This is a genomic window from Pseudoalteromonas sp. APC 3495 (assembly GCF_030407645.1).
In the GTDB taxonomy this organism is placed as follows: Bacteria; Pseudomonadota; Gammaproteobacteria; order Enterobacterales; family Alteromonadaceae; genus Pseudoalteromonas; species Pseudoalteromonas tetraodonis.
Window position 1 is genome coordinate 15,109 of sequence record NZ_JASDDA010000017.1, and the last position, 20,995, is coordinate 36,103.

Here is a 20,995-nt window from a genome sequence, read left to right on the forward strand (position 1 = left end):
AGGACATTCGACATGAATGGTTTTAAAGTTTTTTGTTTTATGGTGCTACTAGGCTGGCAATTTACTGCCAGTGCTGAGCGAATTAAAGATGTGTCTATGGTCGAAGGGGTGCGCTCAAACCAATTAGTGGGCTATGGATTGGTTGTTGGTTTACCGGGTACCGGTGAGCAAAGCCGTTTTACCGAACAAAGTTTTAAAGGCATGCTCAATAGTTTTGGTATTACGTTACCTTCTAGTTTAAAGCCAAAAATTAAAAATGTTGCAGCGGTTGCTGTTCATGCTGAACTCCCTCCATTTAGAAAGCCAGGGCAAACCATAGATATAACCGTGTCATCAATTGGCAGTGCAGGCAGCCTGCGCGGTGGTACATTATTACAAACATTCCTAAAAGGGGTTGATGGTAATGTTTACGCCATCGCTCAAGGCAGTTTAATTGTAGGTGGCTTAGGCGCTGAAGGCCTTGATGGTAGTCGCGTTGTGATTAATACGCCAACGGTAGGACGCGTACCAAATGGTGCCACGGTTGAACGTGCTGTTAAAAGCCCATTTATGCAAAACGACTATATTACCTTTAATTTAAACCGCCCTGATTTTACTACTGCTAAACGTTTAGAGAAAACCATAAATGATTTAATCGGCCCAAATAGCGCTCAAGCACTCGATGCAGCTTCTATTCGCGTTATTGCACCTCGTGATGCCTCGCAACGTGTATCGTATTTATCAACTCTTGAAAACTTAGAGTTTAAGCCTGCGGATACTTCGGCAAAAATAATTGTTAACTCACGTACCGGCACTATAGTTATTGGAAAAAATGTAAAATTACAACCTGCGGCAATTACACATGGTGGCCTTACTGTGACCATTGCTGAGCAACAAAATGTGGCGCAGCCAAATCCTCTAGCTGAGGGGGAAACAGTGGTTACCCAACAAAGTATTATTGACGTTAATCAAGATGATTCACGTGCTTTTGTATTTGACCCAGGTGTAAGCCTTGATGATTTAGTTCGTGCTATTAATGAAGTTGGCGCTGCCCCTGGCGATTTAATGGCGATTCTTGAAGCACTTAAAGAAGCCGGTGCAATTAACGGTCAGCTTGTTGTAATTTAGTTTTATAAGATTCTAGACCCTAAGCCCTAGGGTCTTTAACCCTTAACCTTTCATCCTTAACCTTTCATCGCTACTCTTCTTTTGGCTCAATTATTGCATTTAACTAGGTATTATTAATTATTGTGTCAAAAAGCTGATGGAAACAAATCATCTAGATAAGCAAAACTTTTTTGATTTAGGCAACTTAGACTCTTTGCGTCGAGATGCTTTAAACAGCGGTGATGCATCAACCGATGCATCTAAAGCGGCGTTAAAAAAAGCGGCGGCACAATTTGAAGCTATCTTCACCCAAATGCTACTGAAAAGTATGCGTAAAGCCAATGAGGCTTTTGAAGACAAAGAAAGCCCATTTAATGCAAGTGGCGTGAAGTTTTTTGAAGAAATGCACGACCAACAGATGGCTACAGAGCTTTCATCAAATGGCTCTTTAGGTCTTGCAGATTTAATTGTGCAGCAACTATCGCCAGATGGAAAAAACTTTATGCCAGGCTCTGTTCTTCGTACAACGTCAGATTTCTTTAGTGACCAACGTGCGGGTAGCACCTTACCTCATCAAGAAAACCAAAAGGTCACTGAAAAAGTGCCGCTCGTTGATTCAACTGAAAAAAGCGAACAAAACATAGCGTCTGGCACATTTGAAAATGCTGAGGAATTTGTAAGCACCGTATGGGAACACGCAAAAACAGCGGCTAAGAAAATTGGTTTAAATCCGGCGGTTATGGTTGCGCAAGCAGCATTAGAGACTGGTTGGGGTAAACATATTATCAGTAAAGGTGATGGCAATAGCTCAAATAATTTATTCAATATAAAGTCAGATAAAAGTTGGCAGGGCGAAAAAGCCAGTAAGGTCACTTTAGAGTTTGAGCAAGGCGCTGCAGTTAAAAAGCAAGCAAGCTTTAGAGCGTATGACTCAATAAAAGATAGCGTGAATGATTTTGTGGATTTTTTAACACAGAACCCTCGCTATCAAGATGCATTAAACAATACAGCAAAGCCGCACAAATTTTTAGACTCTTTACAGCAAGCCGGTTATGCAACCGACCCTAACTATGCAGACAAAATAAAAAGAGTGCTTAACAGTAACGAGTTAAAGAATATCGCCACAAGCGTTATCCGCCAAGGAGTAGAGTAACATGTCGTTTAATTTATTAAATATTGCTAATTCAGGAATAAGAGCAAACTCTGAGTTATTGCAAACGACAAGTAAAAACATCGCAAACGTTAATACTGAAGGGTATGTACGAGAGCGCACTGAATTTACTACCATGATTGATAATCAGGTGAGCCGCGGTCAAACGTACCGGTTATTAAATGAGTTTGCACAAAAGCAATTAAACCGAGATACCTCAAATAAAAGCTTTTTTGATCAATTTGTTAGCGAGGCGAGTCGGGTTGATCAAATTTTTTCAGAAAAATCAAACAGCTTATCAACTAGTATCAACTCGATGTTTAACAACGTACAAGAAGCACTTAACCAACCTTCATCTACGGTTGCTCGTTCATTAGTGATGAGTGATGCGCAAAATCTGATTGATCAAATGGACCGGCTTGCAGGTATTGTTTCAGAGCAAAAAGCAGTGGTTAATGAGCAATTAGAAATATTTTCTGAAGAGGCGAATACGTTAATCGAAAGTATTAGTTCGTTAAATCAAGAAATTGCGGGTGTTCATGGCACTAAAAACGAAGCAGATGCTAGCTCAGCTTACAATGAGCGTGATAAAGCAATACGTGATTTATCAAAACTAATTGATATAGAAACACTCGATGGCCCTAATGGTGAAAAACAAGTATTTATGGGCACAGGTGAAGCGGTTGTTATGCAAAATGGTTCATTTAACTTGTTTTCGATTAGTGGCGATCCCGATGCTAATTTTAAAGAGTTACGCTTAGATGTAAATGGTGGCCAAGCCGTTCCACTAGAAATAGATCCCACTAAACTCAAAGGTAAAATTGGTGGCTTATTGGCATTTAGAGACGATATTTTGGTGCCTGCACAAAATCAAATAGGTCAGATGGGCATTGCGCTTGCTGATTCGTTTAATCAGCAAAACCGTTTAGGAATGGATGCAAACGGTGAGCTTGGAGGCGATATTTTTGATATCCCAACGGTCAGTGCTTTTGTTTATCAAGCAAATACCGGAACAGCTAATATGTCAGCAACCGTTGAAGCTGGTAAAGGCAGTGAACTACCAGCGAGTGATTTTGTGATCACCTATACGGGGAACCCTAACGAAGTAAGTATTCAGCCAATAGATAATAAAGGCGAGCCTTTAGGCAGTGCATCGTTAGCTGTTATTCCACCGAGTGGCATTATTGACTCTGCGGCAATCACCAGCGGGGAGTCGTTTGGTTTAGAGCTAAACGTAACCGGAGCCGGTAATGCCGGTGATCAATTTCAGATAAAACTTAATAGTGGCGCGGCTGGCAATATATCGCTGACAACAGGTCGAGGAGAAGACATTGCATTGGCCTCTCCAATTAGAACAGCAGACGGGCTTGATAATACAGGCACTGGGACTATTTCACCGGGTGATGTGAGCGATGTAACTACCGGCAGTTTTACAAACCCTTTAGGCTTAGCAAATGGTCCTATTAACATTGTTAAAACTGCTAATGCTAACGAATATCAACTTACTGATGGTAATGGTACAACCACGTTTACGGTTACACCGCCTGCTAACAATATTTTGGCGCAAGCGGGGCCTCCTTATGATGGCTATGGTTTTGACTTTAATATTGAAGGGGTACCGGCTACAGGTGATACCTTTAATTTAGAATTTAATGAAGGCGGTTTTGATGATAACCGTAATGGTCAAAAACTCGCTGACTTACAAAATAGCGATTTAGTACGTCAAAATGTGGTAGCAAGTGCCTCAGCCGATAATCATAAAACCTTGAACCAGGCCTATGCTGGATTAGTAACCGATGTTGGTGTAGTAACCAGTCAAGCAAAAACCAACGGGGCGGCATTTGATGCTTTAGCACAGCAATCAGAAGCCTGGTATGAATCGTTATCCGGCGTAAATTTAGATGAAGAGGCAGCTAATTTGCTGCGTTTTCAGCAATCTTATGCTGCATCGGCTCAAGTACTGTCTGCAGCACGTTCTATTTTTGACACTTTACTGAGTGCGGCGAGGTAATTATGCGTTTATCAAATAATTTAATGTATCAAAATAACATTAATAAAATACTTGAGAATCAACAAAATGTAGCTGGTGCGCAGGAGCGCGTTACGACAGGTCAAAAATATTTGAGTACCTCAGAAAACCCTGCTGCTATTTCGCAGGGTATGTTGTACACCAATAAAATAGAAACTAATGAGCAGCTGACGAAGAATATTAACCAGCTAAAAGGGCGTTTAGAAACCGAAGAAAGTTTATTACAAGGTATGAACGACACTATTTTAGAAGCGCAAATGTTAACTATACGAGCGGGCAATGGTTCGTTAGATAAAGGTGATTTGGCTTCGGTTGCCAGTGAACTAAAAGAATTGCAAAAATCGCTGCTTAACTTAATGAATAGTCAATCTGAAGGGGGGAAATACCTTTTCTCTGGCTATCAAGACGATATTCAAACTTATACATTTAATAGCACTAATGGCAAATACGAATACCAAGGCGATCAAGGCCAGCACGAAGTAACTATTGCAAAAGGCGTTGAGATCAAATCAAGCGATAATGGCTTTAATGTATTTGAACGAGTTGATGCACGTCTTGATGTGGTATCGAATGGTGGAGCGCCATCAGGCGGTATTACCGCTGGAACTGTTTATGTTCAAAATCAAGGTGAGTTTGATCGTTTTCACAAAGATAATTATAACTCAGACCCAGATCCGCTTATTTCTCCAACGATCAATACCTACAACGTTAATGTGATCCCTGGTGCGACCCCTTCATCGCCTGATCAGTATGAGATATTACGTGATGGTAATCCTCTTGTACCACCTGTGACTGGTGAAGTAACTGATGAGCCGATTGAATTTGCCGGTATGGAAATTCAACTTGAAGGTGTAGCACCGGGGCAGCTTGATTTTACCCTTGAGAAACCAAGCAAAGAAAATGTATTGAATACACTAGAAGATTTGATCATTAGCCTAAATGACGAACAACTTGATGAAGCGCAAATTAACCAAGCATTATCGGATGGTTTAATTCAGCTTAAAAATGCTAGTGAACAGATTGTATTTACACAAGCTGGTTTAGGTGGACGGATGAATGTGGTTGAGCGTGTGACCGATTCAAACAGTGCACTGGATATTAATAATCAAGAAAATAGATCCAGCCTGATTGAGATTGATGCCGCTGAAGCCATCAGCGATCTTACTAAACATGAGTCTGGTTTACAGGCTTCACAAGCGACTTTTGGTCGCTTGGCTAAACTTTCATTATTCGATTATTTATAAATACTATCCAAGGCAGGTTATTACTTTACGAGAAAAGTAGGTAATAACTTGCCTTAACGAAGCGGCAAAAAACTGTCACCCCCTTTTTATCTTCTGTCAAAAAATCGCTAACTTCTAATTTAAAGCCGCAATAAGTGTTATTTAGTTGTTTTAAAACATAAGGTTAATCTTTTTTTACTAGTTGGCACAACTAATGCATTTAGCTAGTTATAGAAAGTGTGGTTTTTGCTTAAATATTTTGAACCACATTCTGATTGAAACTAGGAGATGGTAAAATGGCTTTAAGCGTAAATACAAATGTTGCATCACTTAATGGGCAACGCAATCTATCTAAATCTAGCATGGCACTTGAAACCTCAATGCAGAGACTATCATCTGGTTTGCGTATTAATAGCGCAAAAGACGATGCTGCAGGTTTACAAATTGCCAACCGACTAACGTCTCAGGTTAATGGCCTAACGGTTGCTCAGCGTAATGCCAATGATGGTATTTCTATGGCGCAAACCGCTGAGGGTGCGATGCAAGAGTCTGCAAACATCTTACAACGTATGCGTGACTTATCACTGCAATCAGCGAATGGTTCAAATAGTGCGGTTGACCGTGCATCACTGCAAAAAGAAGTAGCAGCCTTGCAACAAGAGCTCACTCGAATTGCAGATACCACTAAATTTGGTGGCACCAGCTTACTTGACGGCACTTTTGGTACTAAACAGTTTCAGGTAGGTGCAAATGCGAATGAAACCATTAATGTAAGTTTGCGTAATGTTGCTGCAAACGCTATTGGTGCATATGAAGTAAAAGGAAACAGTACGTTACTGGGTGCTGTTGCAACACAAACAGCACCGCTTGCTACGGCAACAGGTGCAGTTGCTACGGCAGGACTAAATATTAATGGTGTTGCAATCCCTGATGCAGGTGTTACGGGTAAGGGAGCAGCTGAAATAGCCGATACCATTAACAAAGAGGCAACAGGCGTAGTTGCAACTGCAAAATTAGATGTCACTATTGCAGGACTGACATCAGCGGATAACAGTGACTTAACTCTTCGCAAAGCTGGCGCTGCGGTTGATACGTATAAACTATCAGAATTTGGTGGTGATCTTGATCGTCTTGCTGAAAAGCTGCAAGCCGATGGCTATGATGCAATCGTAGATGATGGTTCGTTAACACTAAAAGCTGAAGGCGTTGATGGTATTCAAATGACAGGTACTGCCGGTACAGCTACTATTGCTAACAATGCAACAGGTGGTACGCCAGTGGCTGGTGGCGCTACCAATAATGATATCAGTGTTTCATCATCACTGACCTTATCTTCGTCAGAAAAAATTGGCATATCGGGTACTGATGTAGATGATATTCTAGGCGGTACAAATATTTCAGCTACCGGTGGTTCTGGTGAATTAACATCTGTTGAAAGTGTTGATATATCAGGTACGACTAGTGCGGGTGCGCAATCTGCGATTAACACTATAGATGCGGCGCTTGCGCAAATTGACGCCCAGCGTGCAGACTTAGGTGCGGTACAAAACCGTTTTGGTTTTACCATTGCCAACCTTGCTAACGTATCTGAGAATGTGTCAGCTTCTCGCAGTCGTATTCAAGATACTGATTACGCGCTTGAAACCGCAACACTAACTAAAAACCAAATAATGCAACAAGCAGGTACCACTATTTTGTCTCAGGCAAACCAGTTGCCACAGGCAGCATTAAGTCTTTTAGGTGGCTAATATCCGCTAACTATAAAAAGCCAAGCAAATATGCTTGGCTTTTTTGTCTGTATTTCAATCAATTAAAAGTTTTTACTGTTTTTTTTAAAAAAAAGCTAAAGGTAATTTTATAACGGCCGTTAACTTAATTAGAACGGAGCTTGAACAGATTTTTATTGTGATGGCTCTTGGTTAAAATCAATTAGTTACATTACGAAAGTAATCAGGAGTTATAACATGGCTTTATCAGTAAATACTAACGTTGCATCACTAAATGCACAAAGAAACTTATCAAAATCTAGCGATGCATTAGGTACATCAATGCAACGTCTTTCATCTGGTATGAAAATCAACAGCGCGAAAGATGATGCGGCAGGTCTACAAATAGCTAACCGTCTTTCTTCACAAATTAATGGTTTAGGTGTTGCTCAGCGTAACGCTAACGATGGTATCTCAATGTCGCAAACCGCTGAAGGTGCGATGCAAGAGTCATCAAACATCTTACAACGTATGCGTGACCTATCTTTACAATCAGCTAATGGTTCAAACGATGCTAACGCTCGTGCAGCACTACAAAAAGAAGTGGGCGCATTACAGCAAGAGCTTACTCGTATCGCTGAAACGACCAAATTTGGTGGTACAAGCTTACTAGATGGTTCGTTCGGCACTAAACAGTTCCAAGTAGGTTCAAACGCAAACGAAACAATCAATGTAAGTCTACGTGATGTGTCTGCTGATGCAATTGGCGCATATGAAGTAAAAGGTATTGCTACTGGTCTCGGGTCACCTACAACACAAACTGCAGTTTTATCTACAGCAGTTGGAGCGGTTGCGACTGCAGACTTAAACATTAACGGTGTTGCTATTCCCAATGCAGGAGTAACTGGCAAAGGTGCTGCTGATATTGCCGATGCGATAAATAATGAGGCTACAGGTGTAACTGCTACAGCTAAGTTAGATGTGTCTCTTGCTGGCTTAACATCTGCAGATGATAGTGTTATATCGTTACAGAAAGGTGGTAATGTTGTTGATGATTACAAACTAGCTGAGTTTGGCGGAGACATAGATCGTTTAGCTTCAGAGATGCAAGCTGATGGTTATGATGCTGTTGTTGAAGATGGTACATTAAGACTGAAAGCGCAGGATGTTGACGGTATACAAATGACAGGTACTGCAGGGACTGCAACACTTAAAAGCAATGTTACAGGTGGTGCAGCAGTTGCTGGTGGTGCAACGAATAATGATATTAGCATCACTTCAACATTAACATTGTCATCACCAAATCAAATAGGCATTTCAGGTTCAGATGTTGACGATATATTAGGTGGCACAGCTACTAATGCTATTGCAGCTACTGGTGGTAAAGGTACATTAACATCTATTGAAAGTGTTGATATCTCTGGTACAACTAGTGATGGTGCGCAAGCAGCTATCAATACTATCGATGCGGCGCTTGCGCAAATTGATGCACAACGTGCTGACTTAGGTGCGGTACAAAACCGTTTTGGTTTCACTATTGCTAACCTTGCAAACGTATCAGAAAACGTATCAGCTTCTAAAAGCCGTATCGAAGATACAGATTACGCTGCAGAAACGGCTAAACTAACTAAGAACCAGATTATGCAACAGGCTGGTACAACAATCTTAGCTCAGTCTAACCAGTTGCCACAGGCAGCACTTAGCTTATTAGGTTAATTTAACAATAAGCTCTATACTTTAACTACTAAGGAAGGGGCAACCCTTCCTTTCTTGTATAGGTATAAAGCTTTATATCGCTTTATAGTAGGAGCGAATTATGGAAACGCAAAGTTTAAATCTAAATATCAGCTCAACGCAAAAAGGTGAGGTTAGCTCAAGTTACCAAGCCCCATCACAAGTTAAGCAAAACGCCGATGAGCAAAAGAATACACCCATCACCACCACGGCAAGTAATAGTGAAGTTTCTGAAACTGAGTTGTCACCTGAAAAACTAGAGAAGGTGGTACAGCAATTGCAGGACTTTATGGGCGAAATGAATCGTAGCCTACAGTTTAAAGTAGATGAAGATTCTGGCCGTAATGTTATTAAGGTAATTGATAAAGAAAGCGGTGATTTAGTTAAGCAATATCCCTCTGAAGAAGTATTAGGTATTGTTGCTAAATTAGCAGAAGCCACTGGCGTGTTAGTTGATTTTAAAGTTTAGTTTGAGCAATTTAAGAGGGTAAGTATTATGGCTATTTCATTTACAGGTATAGGTTCAGGACTTCAAGTTAATGAAATTGTAACCGCTTTAGTCAATGCTGAAAAAGCCCCTTATCAAGCACGGGTAACACAACAGCAAGCAAATTTTACTACGGACATTTCTGCGGTAGGGACCTTAAAAGCGTCTTTAGAAGAGCTTAATGGTTCTCTAGAATCATTGGGGGACATCGAAAATTTTCAAAAGCGTACTATCAGTGGTAGCGATGACTTTGTCTCTTTAAGCTCTGAAAAAAACGCGCAAACTAACAACTATTCTATAAAAGTAAACAGCTTAGCTGAAAACCACAAGTTAACCTCAAGTGCCATAGCAGGTGATGAGGCTGTGGGTGAGGGTAAGCTAACTATTAGTTCAGGTAGTAATAATTTTAATATTGATGTGTCAGATACAGCAACCCTTGCTGATATTCGTGATGCTATTAATAATTCTACCGATAACGACTCAGTTAATGCCACTATTATTACTGATGATACGGGGCAGCGATTGGTATTATCAAGTAAGGAAACTGGCGCAGTAAACGCAATAAAGATTGTGGTTGATGATGTTGGTGATGCTAATAATACTGATTTGTCTGGCTTATCACGACTAGCTTATGACAGCGATGCTGCATCTGCAACCTATGCTGAAAATTTAAATGAAGTAACGGCAGCGACCGATGCCTCAATTACGATTGATGGGACGCTTGTTGCGACAAGCAGTACAAATGAGTTTAAAGATGTCATTGAGGGTGTCACCATTAATGCCAAAAAAACGCACAACGCAGATGGTGATTTAAGTAAAGCAACGATAACAGAAAACAATAACAATATTGCGGCTGGATTAAAATCGTTTGTAGAAAAGTTTAATGCGTTTATTGATTTATCAAATCAGTTAGGTCGATCTAGCGCTGAAGAGGGCGTTGGTGCACTTGCGGGTGATTCATTACTTAGAGGTTCAGTAAACCAAGTACGCTCGATGTTAACATCTGAATTTAGCACGGGTAATGGTAATACCGACTTTTTAGCTAACTTTGGTATTAGAACTGAGCGCTCAGGTAAGTTAAGTATTGATTCTGATGCACTTAAAGCTGCGGTAGAAAGTGATCCACAAGCTATCCAAACGTTTTTTGTTGGCGAAAATGACGGTGATGGTTTTGTTGGCCAGTTAGATACTGTTATTAAAGGTTATACGGCCTCTGATGGTATTATTAGCTCTCGTATAGAAGGTCGCGAATCACAAATTTCTAAACTAGAAACTGACGTAGAAAAGTTTAATACCCGTATGGCTAAATATGAAGAGCGATTATATAGCCAGTACAACGCAATGGATTTGCTCGTTGCTAACCTAAACTCGACAGGGAGTTACTTGCAACAGCAATTAGCTAACCTACCTGGTGTGGTTAAAAAGTCTAGCTAAACAATTAACCTTGTTTAGCAAATAAAGCCTGGCTTATGAGTCAGGTTTTTTTATGTTTGTTCGATTGTTAGTAACTAACTGTGTTGTTTTATAGTGAGGTTTGAGGAAATAAAAATACAGAGTGAAAAATCTGCTTAATCACTCTGTAAAGGGGAATAAAATAGGGGGGAGCTAAAGTAAATAATATTTTTAAATATTAGATTTATACTTATTCACCGCGCCTTTGCTTTTTTGTTTCTTTATAATTTCTATCGCTAGCTTTTGTTTTTCGCTATCAAATAGTGTTGAAAGCTGTGCCACAAATGCGATTAAAAACTCAAGCTCAGATTCAGAATAAAAACCGTCGTTATGCTTTAAAGATTCATTCATGTAACTGTCTAACCGGCTATGAATATTCAGTGCTTGCTCAATATCCCAATCCTGAGAGTCAGTAATCAAACTAACCAGCTCATTGCAGTAGTCTCTGGTCTTACTATCAGTAATTTGTGAGCTCGTAACCTGCTTTAAAGTCATTACAGTTGTGGTTCTCTTTGTTCGAATGGAATTGCTTCCCAGCCTGACTTAATCTCTTTAATTAAGGTAATTACTTCATCAATTTTATCAATGTTGTTTTCAAGGTTTGCAGTTAATAAGCAACGCTGGCAGTAATCGTACAAAGAGTCTAAGTTAGTTGATACTTCATTATTGTCTTCAAAATTTAACACTTGCTGCAACGCACCAAGTAGCACAATACAATCAGAGATTGCGTTGCCTTTTTTTTCTAACTCTTTACGTTCAATAAATCCTTTTGCAGCAGAGAGCTTGCCAACAATATTTACAAACACGAGTTTAACTTGGTCGTAGGGAGTCATCTCTTTAACGCTGCTAACTGTTATTTGACGGTATTTATTGATTGATGCATGAGCCATGGGTAATTCCTCAAATTTTAATTACTGTGTAGAACATTAAGCAAGTTTAGTTCCAACATAAGTTTGACTATTACTTATCGGCAAAAACAGTCACACCTTTAAGTAATAATAGCACTTTTTATGAGTTTCTTCTGTGTAGAGTCGCATCATCATCAGTGGCAAAACGTGTTAGATAATTCATCCTAAGTCGGTATGCCGTTATAAATAGTTAAAGAGTTATTAGTTATAAAGTATTAGCTTTGCGTGGCGGGTGTCTGTTTTTTGGCGTTAATGTCAAAAAATCGCCGCTATTGCTTGCATCCAAACCCAACTGGCTTACAATTTGATTAATAAAACAAATTAGTGAAATAAATGGCTCGCTAAAGATGATCTTAATTTTAGATAATAATAACAATCGCTCTATTGGATTATACGCATCGCTTACTTTTATTGGTGAGGCTGTACAGTTGCAAACAGAAGCTGACTTTGAACAGGCATGTAGCCACTATCAAAACAAAGAATGTATTGTGGTGTTAGGTGCTTTGCAGTCTTTAGATCACGAAAGTTTAATTAAACGATACCCAACATTTCCTTTTTTACTCATTGGTGAAACGCTTAAACCTTTGTTGAGTTTGGCTAATGTTGTGGGGTTGATATGTGAGCCATTTACTCATGAAATAACCACACAGCTGTTACACGACTGTCAGCAATATCAGCGCATGTTGCCGCATGAACATAAAAATAATAAAGAGAAAAGCACCTTTGATGGTCTTGTTGGTGAAACCAAAGCGGTAAAAGATTTACGCTTTTTAATTACGCAGGTTGCTAAAACCGATGCTAACGTACTTATTTTAGGTGAGTCGGGCACAGGTAAAGAAGTCGTTGCCCGTAACGTACATTTGCTTTCTAAACGTAATAAAGGCCCCTTTGTACCGGTAAACTGTGGCGCTATTCCTGCTGAGCTATTAGAAAGTGAACTATTTGGCCATGAAAAAGGCGCGTTTACCGGGGCTATTTCAGCACGAAAAGGCCGTTTTGAGTTAGCGCAAGGTGGTACGCTATTTTTAGATGAAATAGGGGATATGCCACTGCAAATGCAAGTTAAGTTACTGCGAGTGCTTCAAGAGCGTAGTTATGAGCGTGTTGGTGGTACCAAAGCGATTCAGGCTGATGTGCGTGTTATTGCTGCAACCCACCGTGATCTTGAAAACATGATAGAAAAAGGCTCGTTCCGAGAAGATTTATACTATCGTTTAAATGTTTTTCCTATTGAGAGCCCATCTCTTGCTCAACGCGCAGAAGACATTCCTTTACTACTTAAAGAGCTTATGCGCCGTGTAAATGAGCAAAGTGGTACTACTGCTAAGTTTACAGAGCGTGCTATTGATAGTTTAAAAGAACATGCTTGGCCGGGTAATATTCGTGAGCTCGCTAACTTAGTTGAGCGTATGGTTATTATGTTCCCAGACAAGGTGGTGGATGTCCCTGATTTACCCAATAAATACCGCTACATTGAAGTTGAAGCCTATGAGCCACAGTACCCAGAAGAGCTGATGGAGCGTGATGCCTTTAATGATATTTTTAGTGGCGGATTTAGCGAAGATGAAATAGATCTAGAAGATGACTTTGCTCAGGCCGCACCTGGTTTATTGCCCGATGAAGGTATTGAGCTTAAAGAGTACTTAGCTGAGCTTGAAATTAACTTAATAACTCAGGCTCTGGAACGTTTTGATTACGTTGTAGCCCGTGCTGCTGAAGTGCTTGGCGTAAGGCGAACCACTCTGGTCGAAAAAATGAAAAAATATAACCTATCGAGAGATTGAGAGCTAAGGGCAGGTTTCAGGTATTAGGTTAGAAAAACTAAACACCGCGTTTAATGCAAACTCGGCGCTATACTTGTCAGCGGGTTAACCCCGCGTCTCGTAACCCGTAACCCCACCTAGCCTAGCTTTTTAACTTCTTCTTTTCTAAAGCAATTATTACTATGATCGTTAACCATTCCACACGCCTGCATGTAGGCATACACTGTGGTTGGGCCTAAAAACTTAAAACCGCGCTTTTTTAAATCTTTTGCAAATAACGTTGATGCTTCAGTAACTGCAGGGTAATCCGCAAGCGTCTCTAAATCGTTTACCTGAGGTTTATTGCCAACAAACCGCCACTGGTAATCACTAAAGCTGCCAAACTCTTTTTGAATAGCAATGAAGCACTTTGCATTATTAATTGTTGCGGCTATTTTTAAGCGGTTGCGAACAATTCCCTCATTTTGCATTAATGTTTCTAGGTCCTGCTCAGTAAAGGCCGCTACTTTATTTACATCAAAGTTTGCAAAGGCGTTTTTATAATTAGCGCGCTTTTTTAATATGGTGTACCAACTTAACCCTGCTTGTGCCGATTCTAACGTTAAAAACTCAAAAAGTAGGTGATCGTCATACACAGGTACGCCCCATTCATGGTCATGGTAATCCACGTAGTCGGGTTTTGAAGTATCTAACCATGGACAGCGACACTGAGCTTCTTCTTTCATGCTTATTCCTTAGCGCGTCATTTTTACGGCACGTATTTTAACTATTTAAATTGTTGATATTATTATGAAATAATTTTGGTACATATTGTGCATTAGCCACTACATCTACATTAATTTAGAGAGTTGATTATGGCCCTTGCAAGTGTGCTAAAACCTCAGTTTATTTCTGCTAATCAGTATAACCCATGTTTACTGCAAGAGGAGTATGTTGGTGAGTTGAGTGATTTGCGTCAACAAGCAAGTTGGCTCTCTCATCTGGTTGATACCATGCCTGCGGGCGTGATTGTACTCGATGGTAAAGGAATGATCGCCAAAGCGAATCAAATTGCCATAGATATGCTCGGCGAGCCATTAGAAGGAGAGAAGTGGTTTAGCGTTATTCAGCGCTCATTTCGTCCTCATCAAGATGATGGTCATGAAGTGTCGTTAAAAGATGGACGCTTAATTAAGCTCGATATTACTGCACTCGCGCCTGAGCCTGGGCAACTTATACTAATGACCGATTTAACCGAAACCCGACGCTTACAAAAGCGAGTCGCGCATATGCAGCGTTTAAGTGCCTTAGGTAAAATGGTTGCGTCTTTAGCTCATCAAGTACGCACACCGTTATCAGCGGCTATGTTGTATGCCGCAAATTTAGGCTCAAAACGCTTACCCGAAGCGTCTCGCGGCAGTTTTCATACTAAATTAATGTCACGTTTAAAAGATTTAGAAACCCAAGTAAACGACATGCTGTTATTTGCTAAAAGTGGTGATCAGCAAGTTGTTGAGCAAGTGTCGATGCAACAGCTACTAAGTGAAGTTAAAGCCGGTGCCGATGCTATGGTAGCGCTCAATGATAGCGAATTAAATGTGAGCTTACCTGAGCCTGATATTGAAATTATGGGTAACAAAACAGCATTGGCAAGCGCAATTCAAAACCTAATTCATAATAGTATTCAAGTCATTGGCAGTGGTGCACAAGTACATCTTAGTGCTTTGCGTGATATGCAAGACCCTGATTATGTCCGCATTAGTGTTAGTGATAATGGCCCTGGGCTTGATTTAGCACAAACTGAAAAAATATTTGAACCCTTTTATACCACCAAAAGCCAAGGTACTGGTTTAGGACTTGCCGTTGTAAGTTCAGTGGCCAGTGCACATCAGGGACGTGTTGAAGCAGACAACAACCCACAAGGGGGAGCAATTTTTAGTATGTTGCTACCTATTAGTGTCACATCTAAATTAGGGGAGTCACAATGAGTAACACTATTTTAGTTGTAGAAGATGACGCCGGACTTCGTGAAGCATTAATTGATACGCTTGAAATGTCAGGTATAGCCTGTATGGCCGCCAATAGTGCCGAGCAAGCCATGGTGCTACTAAAAAAAGAAGCATTTTCATTGGTGGTCAGTGATGTACAAATGGGCGCAATGAGCGGCTTGGATTTATTACGTAGTATTAAATTAAATTACCCTGATTTACCCGTACTAATGATGACGGCCTACGCCACTATTGATGATGCTGTAGAGGCTATGCGTTTAGGCGCGATTGATTATATGGCCAAGCCATTTGCACCAGAAGTGCTATTGAATATGGTGAGTCGTTACTTACCAGAAAAAGAAAAAGAAACAGACGGGCCCATTGTCGCCGACCCTAGTAGTATTCAATTACTCGAACTTGCTAATAAAGTTGCTCGATCAGATGCCAGTGTGATGGTGCTTGGGCCAAGTGGCTCTGGTAAAGAAGTACTGGCGCGTTATATTCATGACAAGTCAAAACGCTGCAATGAACCATTTGTAGCAATTAACTGTGCTGCTATTCCTGAAAACATGCTTGAAGCTACTTTGTTTGGCTACGAAAAAGGCGCGTTTACTGGCGCGATTCAGGCCTGCCCGGGTAAGTTTGAACAAGCACAGGGTGGGACTATCTTACTTGATGAAATTACCGAAATGGATTTAGGCTTACAAGCTAAACTACTGCGGGTATTACAAGAACGCGAAGTTGAGCGTTTAGGCGGTCGTAAAACCATTTCGCTAGATGTACGTGTGCTTGCAACCAGTAACCGCGAATTAAAAGAGGCCGTTGCTGAAAATCAGTTCCGCGAAGATTTATATTATCGACTCAATGTGTTTCCTTTACTGTGGCGACCACTGTGTGAGCGCCCAGGGGACATTATTGTGCTGGCTAAACATTTGATTGAACGTCACTTAAGTAAAAGCAAAGAGCCAATGGCGTATTTAGATAGCAGTGCAGAGCAAAAACTGCTTAGCCATAGCTGGCCCGGTAACGTACGCGAACTAGATAACGTTATCCAGCGAGCATTAATTTTACGCAGTGGGAATAGTATTGATGAGCATGCTATTTTTATCGAAAATCTAGCCCCAACGCATTTTGTGGCAGAAACTAAAGCTGACATTGAGCCTGTAAAAAGTAGTCTCAGTAACGCTTATTATGATGAAAAAGCAGCGCCTGCAGATGAGCAAAAAAATGATTTGTTAGCCGTCGATACTGGTAGTTACAAAGATGAGCTTAAAGATAAAGAACATCGTATTATTTTAGAAACCTTGGCACGCTGCCAAGGAAAACGTAAAGAGGTCGCCGAAACCTTAGGTATTAGCCCGCGTACTTTACGCTACAAATTAGCACAAATGCGTGATTTAGGTATTTCCCTCCCAGCATAACCCCCATAAGCCCTAAGTTCAATCACTTGAATTTAGGGCTGTCAAAACTCTGACTGCTTAATTATTTTACTTAAAGCGTTGTTTTAATTGGTTTTAATTTTTGGCATGTTTTGTGCTTTATTCTCTTTAAGAGTTTACTGCATTATCAGAGACAATTATGAAAATTCAAAACAGTGCTTTATTTCAAGAAATGCAATCAATGGCTGCGGAGGCCACACGTAGTAATCAAGTTAATAACTTGCCAACGCAAGTGCAATCAACCTCTACAGCACAGTTTGGTGACATGTTGAGTAATGCCCTTAATACAGTGCATGAGCTTCAGCAAGACACAGGGCAAAAAGTAAAAGCGGTAGAGAATGGCGACAGAAGCGTATCACTTGCTGAGGCTATGATTGCTTCGCAAAAGTCTTCTGTGGCATTTGAAGCTACGGTACAGGTTCGTAATAAGCTTGTTGAGTCTTATAAAGAAATTATGAACATGCCTGTTTAACTAGGTAGTGGAGAATTATTGTGGCGCAATCTAATCAATCTACAGATCTGGCACTTGCTGATGGCATGATGGAGCAAAGTGAAAACGAAGATCAACAAGAGCAAAAATCAGGCTATTTCAGTTCCCTTGGCGGTGTTGATGTTTTACGTCAAATTACCCTGATTGTTGCATTAGCTATTTGTTTAGCCATTGCTATTTTCGTTATTATTTGGGCTCGTCAGCCAGATATGCGCCCTTTAGGTAAAATGCAAACTGAAGAGTTAATAGAAACACTCGACTTTTTAGATGCACAAAAAATTGACTACCAACTTGATGGCAATGTGGTCTCGGTGGATGAAACTGAATATCAAAATATCAAGTTATTGATGACCCGTGAAGGTTTAGATCAAGGGCCTACATCAGGTAGCGACATTATTATGCAAGACATGGGGTTTGGGGTAAGCCAACGTTTAGAACGTGAGCGCCTTAAACATGGCCGTGAGCAACAACTTGCCCGTACTATAGAAGAGCTAAATAATGTTACTCGCGCCAAAGTATTGTTAGCTATTCCCAAAGAAAATGTATTTGCCCGTAGAGAGAAAAAACCCTCTGCGACTGTTGTACTTACTCTTAAACGCGGTCGCTCTCTAGATGGCGAAGAAGTTGACTCAGTAGTTGATATGATAGCTTCAGCGGTACAAGGGCTTGAGCCTTCTCGCGTTACTGTGACCGATCAAAATGGTCGTTTATTAAATTCAGGCTCGCAAACCTCTTTAGCTGCACGCTCGCGTAAAGAATACGATATAGAACGTAAACGTGAGCAAGAATACCTAGAAAAAATCGACAGTATTTTGATCCCCGTGGTTGGATTAGGTAATTACACCGCACAAGTAGATTTAAGTATGGACTTTAGTGCGGTAGAAGAAACACAAAAACGTTACAACCCAGATTTACCTGCGGTAAGAAGTGAAACGACCTTTGAAGAAAATAATATTGGTGGCCTAGCGGTTGGTATTCCAGGCGCGCTGACTAATCAGCCACCAGTTAACTCAACTATTCCTGAAGATGCGATGGCGGGCGGTGCAGGCACTGCAACCTCACCGAGTAGAACTCACAAAGAAGCCACTCGTAACTATGAACTCGATACCACTATTTCACATAAGCGTCAGCAAACTGGAGTGATCCGCAGAATAAGCGTCTCTGTTGCAGTTGATTACCTGCCTACGGTGGGTGAAAATGGTGAAACAACTATGACGCCACGCTCGGTTGAAGCCCTGTCAAATATTCGTCGCTTGTTACAAGGTGGCGTAGGCTTTGATATGCAACGTGGCGATGCACTTGAAGTAGTGACCGTACCATTTGTTCGTGAAGACTCAGCGCTTGATTTCGAGTTGCCTTTATGGGAACAAGATTGGTTTATGAAAATGATGCGCTTAGTATTAGGTGCACTGGTTATTATTGTACTGATTTTAGCTGTCGTTAAACCTATGCTTAAACGCTTAATCTACCCAGATAATACACTTGAAGAATACGATGAAGATTCTCTTAGTTCAGGTGTTGATCTTGGTGACAGCACATTAGATATGCTAAATAATGACTTTGATTCTGCTTCTGTTGGCTTCTCAAGCGATGGTACACTACGCTTACCAGACCTACACGGCGACGAAGACTTACTCAAAGCGGTTCGTGCCCTTGTAGCCAATGAACCAGAACTATCATCACAAGTAGTGAAAGCGTGGTTAACAGAAGATGACTGATCAAGAACAAAAACAACTACCTCAAGCGTTTGATGTTGATAAACTTGATGGAGTAGATAAAGCGGCAATATTATTGCTGAGCTTAACTGAAGAAGATGCAGCGCAAATCCTCAAGCACTTAGAGCCAAAACAAGTGCAAAAGGTCGGTATGGCTATGGCGGCAATCGATGATTTGTCGCAAGCTAAAATTAGCGCGGTTCATAATTTGTTTATTGAACAAATTCAAAGCTTTAGTACGATTGGTTTTCAGTCTGAAGACTTCATCAAAAAAGCACTTACAGCCGCATTAGGTGAAGATAAAGCCGCCAGCTTGATAGACCAAATAGTGATGGGCTCAGGCGCTAAAGGTCTTGATTCATTAAAATGGATGGACTCTAAACAGGTGGCTAACATTATTCGTAATGAGCATCCACAAATTCAAACAATTGTTCTCTCTTACCTAGAGCCGGAACAATCTGCTGAAATTTTAGCGCAATTTCCTGAAAAAGTGCGCCTCGATTTAACCATGCGTATTGCTAATTTAGAAGAAGTACAACCGGCAGCATTGCAAGAATTGAATGAAATTATGGAAAAACAATTTGCCGGTCAAGCGGGTGCACAAGCTGCGAAAATGGGTGGCTTAAAAGCTGCGGCAGATATCATGAACTACCTCGATACCAATGTTGAAGGCCAGTTAATGGATTCAATCCGTGAGCATGACGAAGAAATGTCGCAACAAATTCAAGACTTAATGTTTGTCTTCGAAAACTTAATGGATGTAGACGACAGAGGCATTCAAGCAATCCTGCGTGAAGTGCCGCAAGATGTATTAATGAAAGCCATTAAAGGAACCGATGATGCCCTTAAAGAGAAAATTTTGGGTAACATGTCAAAACGTGCCGCTGAAATGCTCGCTGATGATTTAGAAGCTATGGCTCCTGTGCGTATTAGTGAAGTAGAAGCGGCGCAAAAAGAAATTTTATCAACAGCACGTCGCCTTTCTGATTCAGGTGAAATTATGCTTGGTGGTGGCGGTGGTGAGGAGTTCTTATAACCTATGAGTCACTCTAAAGGTCGCCCATTACATGCAGATGAAGCTGATGAGTTATTAAAAAATTGGCCAATTCCTGATGTTGCTCCTGATGAGCGAAGCTTTCGCAATCGCTCTACGGCTTATGGCACACCCTTAGCCGAGCTATACCGTAAAGAAATAGCAAAAGAGCAAGTAGAAGAACCGGAAGAACCAGAACTGCCTTCATTAACTATGGTAGAGCTGGAGCGTATTCGCCAAGATGCCTACGAAGAAGGCCTAAAACAAGGGCACGAACAAGGCTATATAGATGGCTTTGACAAAGGCGTAACCGAGGGTAAAGAGGCGGGTTACAAAGAAGGTGTAGAGCTGGGTAAAACACAAGGCCAAGAAGATGTTAAACCATTAATTGATGAGCAGTTGACCAGCCTGCGTGGCTTACTAGATAGTTTAAGCGACCCGCTTAAAAAAGTGGACGAGCAAGCAGAAAAACAACTGGTACAGCTAGCCACTATGCTCAGTGAAGCGATTATTTATCAAGAAGTAAAAACATCACCTGATATTATTTTACATACTTTGAAAAAAAGCATTGATGCACTCAATGCAGAACAAGAAAAAGTTCGAATTCATCTTCATCCAGATGACTTAACGCTGATAAAAGCCAGTTATGGTGAACAAGCTATTGAAGATAATCATTGGCAACTAATTGCAGAACCCACTCTAGATCGGGGCGGTTGTGAAGTTAAAACAACGTTATCATCTTTAGATATGACCTTGAAAACCCGTGTCAAAGAAACGTTGGATAGCTTTTTGCATAACAGTGGTATCTAACTT

At 40.7% G+C, this 20,995-nt stretch carries 18 protein-coding genes; 15 read left to right on the forward strand and 3 right to left on the reverse strand.

All coding sequences use genetic code 11. The features are described 5' to 3' along the window. Window positions 1-12: 12 nt before the first annotated feature. The 8 genes from QL984_RS08920 (at window position 13) to fliD (ending at window position 10,849) form a co-directional block, all read left to right on the forward strand. Complete coding sequence (locus QL984_RS08920) at window positions 13-1,107, forward strand: flagellar basal body P-ring protein FlgI (RefSeq protein ID WP_036953616.1); 1,095 nt, start codon at window positions 13-15, stop codon at window positions 1,105-1,107. Between the two features lie 136 nt (window positions 1,108-1,243). Further along, complete coding sequence (flgJ, locus tag QL984_RS08925; protein WP_008113076.1) at window positions 1,244-2,239, forward strand: flagellar assembly peptidoglycan hydrolase FlgJ; 996 nt, start codon at window positions 1,244-1,246, stop codon at window positions 2,237-2,239. Between the two features lies 1 nt (window position 2,240). After that, complete coding sequence (gene flgK, locus QL984_RS08930) at window positions 2,241-4,247, forward strand: flagellar hook-associated protein FlgK (protein WP_290172467.1); 2,007 nt, start codon at window positions 2,241-2,243, stop codon at window positions 4,245-4,247. Between the two features lie 2 nt (window positions 4,248-4,249). Then, on the forward strand, window positions 4,250-5,509 hold the full coding sequence (gene flgL, locus QL984_RS08935) for a flagellar hook-associated protein FlgL (RefSeq protein WP_013465585.1): 1,260 nt from the start codon (window positions 4,250-4,252) through the stop codon (window positions 5,507-5,509). Window positions 5,510-5,784: 275 nt separating this feature from the next. Beyond that, window positions 5,785-7,236 (forward strand): flagellin, encoded by a 1,452-nt coding sequence (locus QL984_RS08940; RefSeq protein WP_096038660.1) that lies wholly within the window; start codon window positions 5,785-5,787, stop codon window positions 7,234-7,236. Between the two features lie 216 nt (window positions 7,237-7,452). Continuing rightward, the gene (locus QL984_RS08945) at window positions 7,453-8,910 is read left to right on the forward strand and encodes a flagellin (RefSeq protein ID WP_290172470.1); all 1,458 of its coding nucleotides are present in this window, start codon (window positions 7,453-7,455) and stop codon (window positions 8,908-8,910) included. Window positions 8,911-9,010: 100 nt separating this feature from the next. Continuing rightward, entirely contained in the window at window positions 9,011-9,397 is a 387-nt protein-coding gene (locus QL984_RS08950) for a flagellar protein FlaG (RefSeq protein ID WP_290172471.1), read from the forward strand. Between the two features lie 27 nt (window positions 9,398-9,424). Continuing rightward, on the forward strand, window positions 9,425-10,849 hold the full coding sequence (gene fliD / locus QL984_RS08955; protein ID WP_290172473.1) for a flagellar filament capping protein FliD: 1,425 nt from the start codon (window positions 9,425-9,427) through the stop codon (window positions 10,847-10,849). Between the two features lie 189 nt (window positions 10,850-11,038). On the opposite strand, the gene QL984_RS08960 is transcribed toward fliD, so the two are convergent. Both QL984_RS08960 and fliS read right to left on the reverse strand, forming a co-directional pair. Beyond that, the gene (locus QL984_RS08960; RefSeq protein ID WP_290172475.1) at window positions 11,039-11,362 is read right to left on the reverse strand and encodes a hypothetical protein; all 324 of its coding nucleotides are present in this window, start codon (window positions 11,360-11,362) and stop codon (window positions 11,039-11,041) included. Beyond that, window positions 11,362-11,757: a flagellar export chaperone FliS gene (gene fliS, locus QL984_RS08965; protein ID WP_008112168.1), complete on the reverse strand. Its 396-nt coding sequence runs from the start codon at window positions 11,755-11,757 to the stop codon at window positions 11,362-11,364. Before fliS ends, QL984_RS08960 begins: the two co-directional genes overlap by 1 nt. Before the next feature lie 365 nt (window positions 11,758-12,122). On the opposite strand from fliS, the gene QL984_RS08970 reads away from it, so the two are divergent. Continuing rightward, window positions 12,123-13,559: a sigma-54-dependent Fis family transcriptional regulator gene (locus tag QL984_RS08970; protein WP_028833983.1), complete on the forward strand. Its 1,437-nt coding sequence runs from the start codon at window positions 12,123-12,125 to the stop codon at window positions 13,557-13,559. 116 nt (window positions 13,560-13,675) lie between these two features. Here the strand turns inward: QL984_RS08970 and QL984_RS08975 are convergent, their stop codons facing one another. Next, complete coding sequence (locus QL984_RS08975) at window positions 13,676-14,263, reverse strand: DNA-3-methyladenine glycosylase I (protein ID WP_290172479.1); 588 nt, start codon at window positions 14,261-14,263, stop codon at window positions 13,676-13,678. 129 nt (window positions 14,264-14,392) lie between these two features. Here QL984_RS08975 and QL984_RS08980 point away from each other — a divergent pair, with 129 nt between their 5' ends. From QL984_RS08980 to fliH, 6 genes are all read left to right on the forward strand, one after another. Further along, the gene (locus QL984_RS08980; protein WP_290172481.1) at window positions 14,393-15,505 is read left to right on the forward strand and encodes an ATP-binding protein; all 1,113 of its coding nucleotides are present in this window, start codon (window positions 14,393-14,395) and stop codon (window positions 15,503-15,505) included. After that, on the forward strand, window positions 15,502-16,926 hold the full coding sequence (locus QL984_RS08985; protein ID WP_290172482.1) for a sigma-54 dependent transcriptional regulator: 1,425 nt from the start codon (window positions 15,502-15,504) through the stop codon (window positions 16,924-16,926). Before QL984_RS08980 ends, QL984_RS08985 begins: the two co-directional genes overlap by 4 nt. 157 nt (window positions 16,927-17,083) lie before the next feature. After that, window positions 17,084-17,416, forward strand: a complete 333-nt coding sequence (fliE, locus tag QL984_RS08990) for a flagellar hook-basal body complex protein FliE (protein WP_016899229.1) — start codon at window positions 17,084-17,086, stop codon at window positions 17,414-17,416. A gap of 20 nt (window positions 17,417-17,436) precedes the next feature. Continuing rightward, window positions 17,437-19,152, forward strand: a complete 1,716-nt coding sequence (fliF, locus tag QL984_RS08995) for a flagellar basal-body MS-ring/collar protein FliF (RefSeq protein WP_024602023.1) — start codon at window positions 17,437-17,439, stop codon at window positions 19,150-19,152. Next, window positions 19,145-20,185: a flagellar motor switch protein FliG gene (fliG, locus tag QL984_RS09000; RefSeq protein WP_013465559.1), complete on the forward strand. Its 1,041-nt coding sequence runs from the start codon at window positions 19,145-19,147 to the stop codon at window positions 20,183-20,185. The genes fliF and fliG overlap by 8 nt, the downstream gene beginning before the upstream one ends. 3 nt (window positions 20,186-20,188) lie before the next feature. Continuing rightward, window positions 20,189-20,992 carry a flagellar assembly protein FliH gene (gene fliH / locus QL984_RS09005; protein ID WP_290172484.1) on the forward strand — a complete coding sequence of 268 codons (804 nt, stop codon included), beginning with the start codon at window positions 20,189-20,191 and terminating at the stop codon, window positions 20,990-20,992. Window positions 20,993-20,995 lie beyond the last annotated feature (3 nt).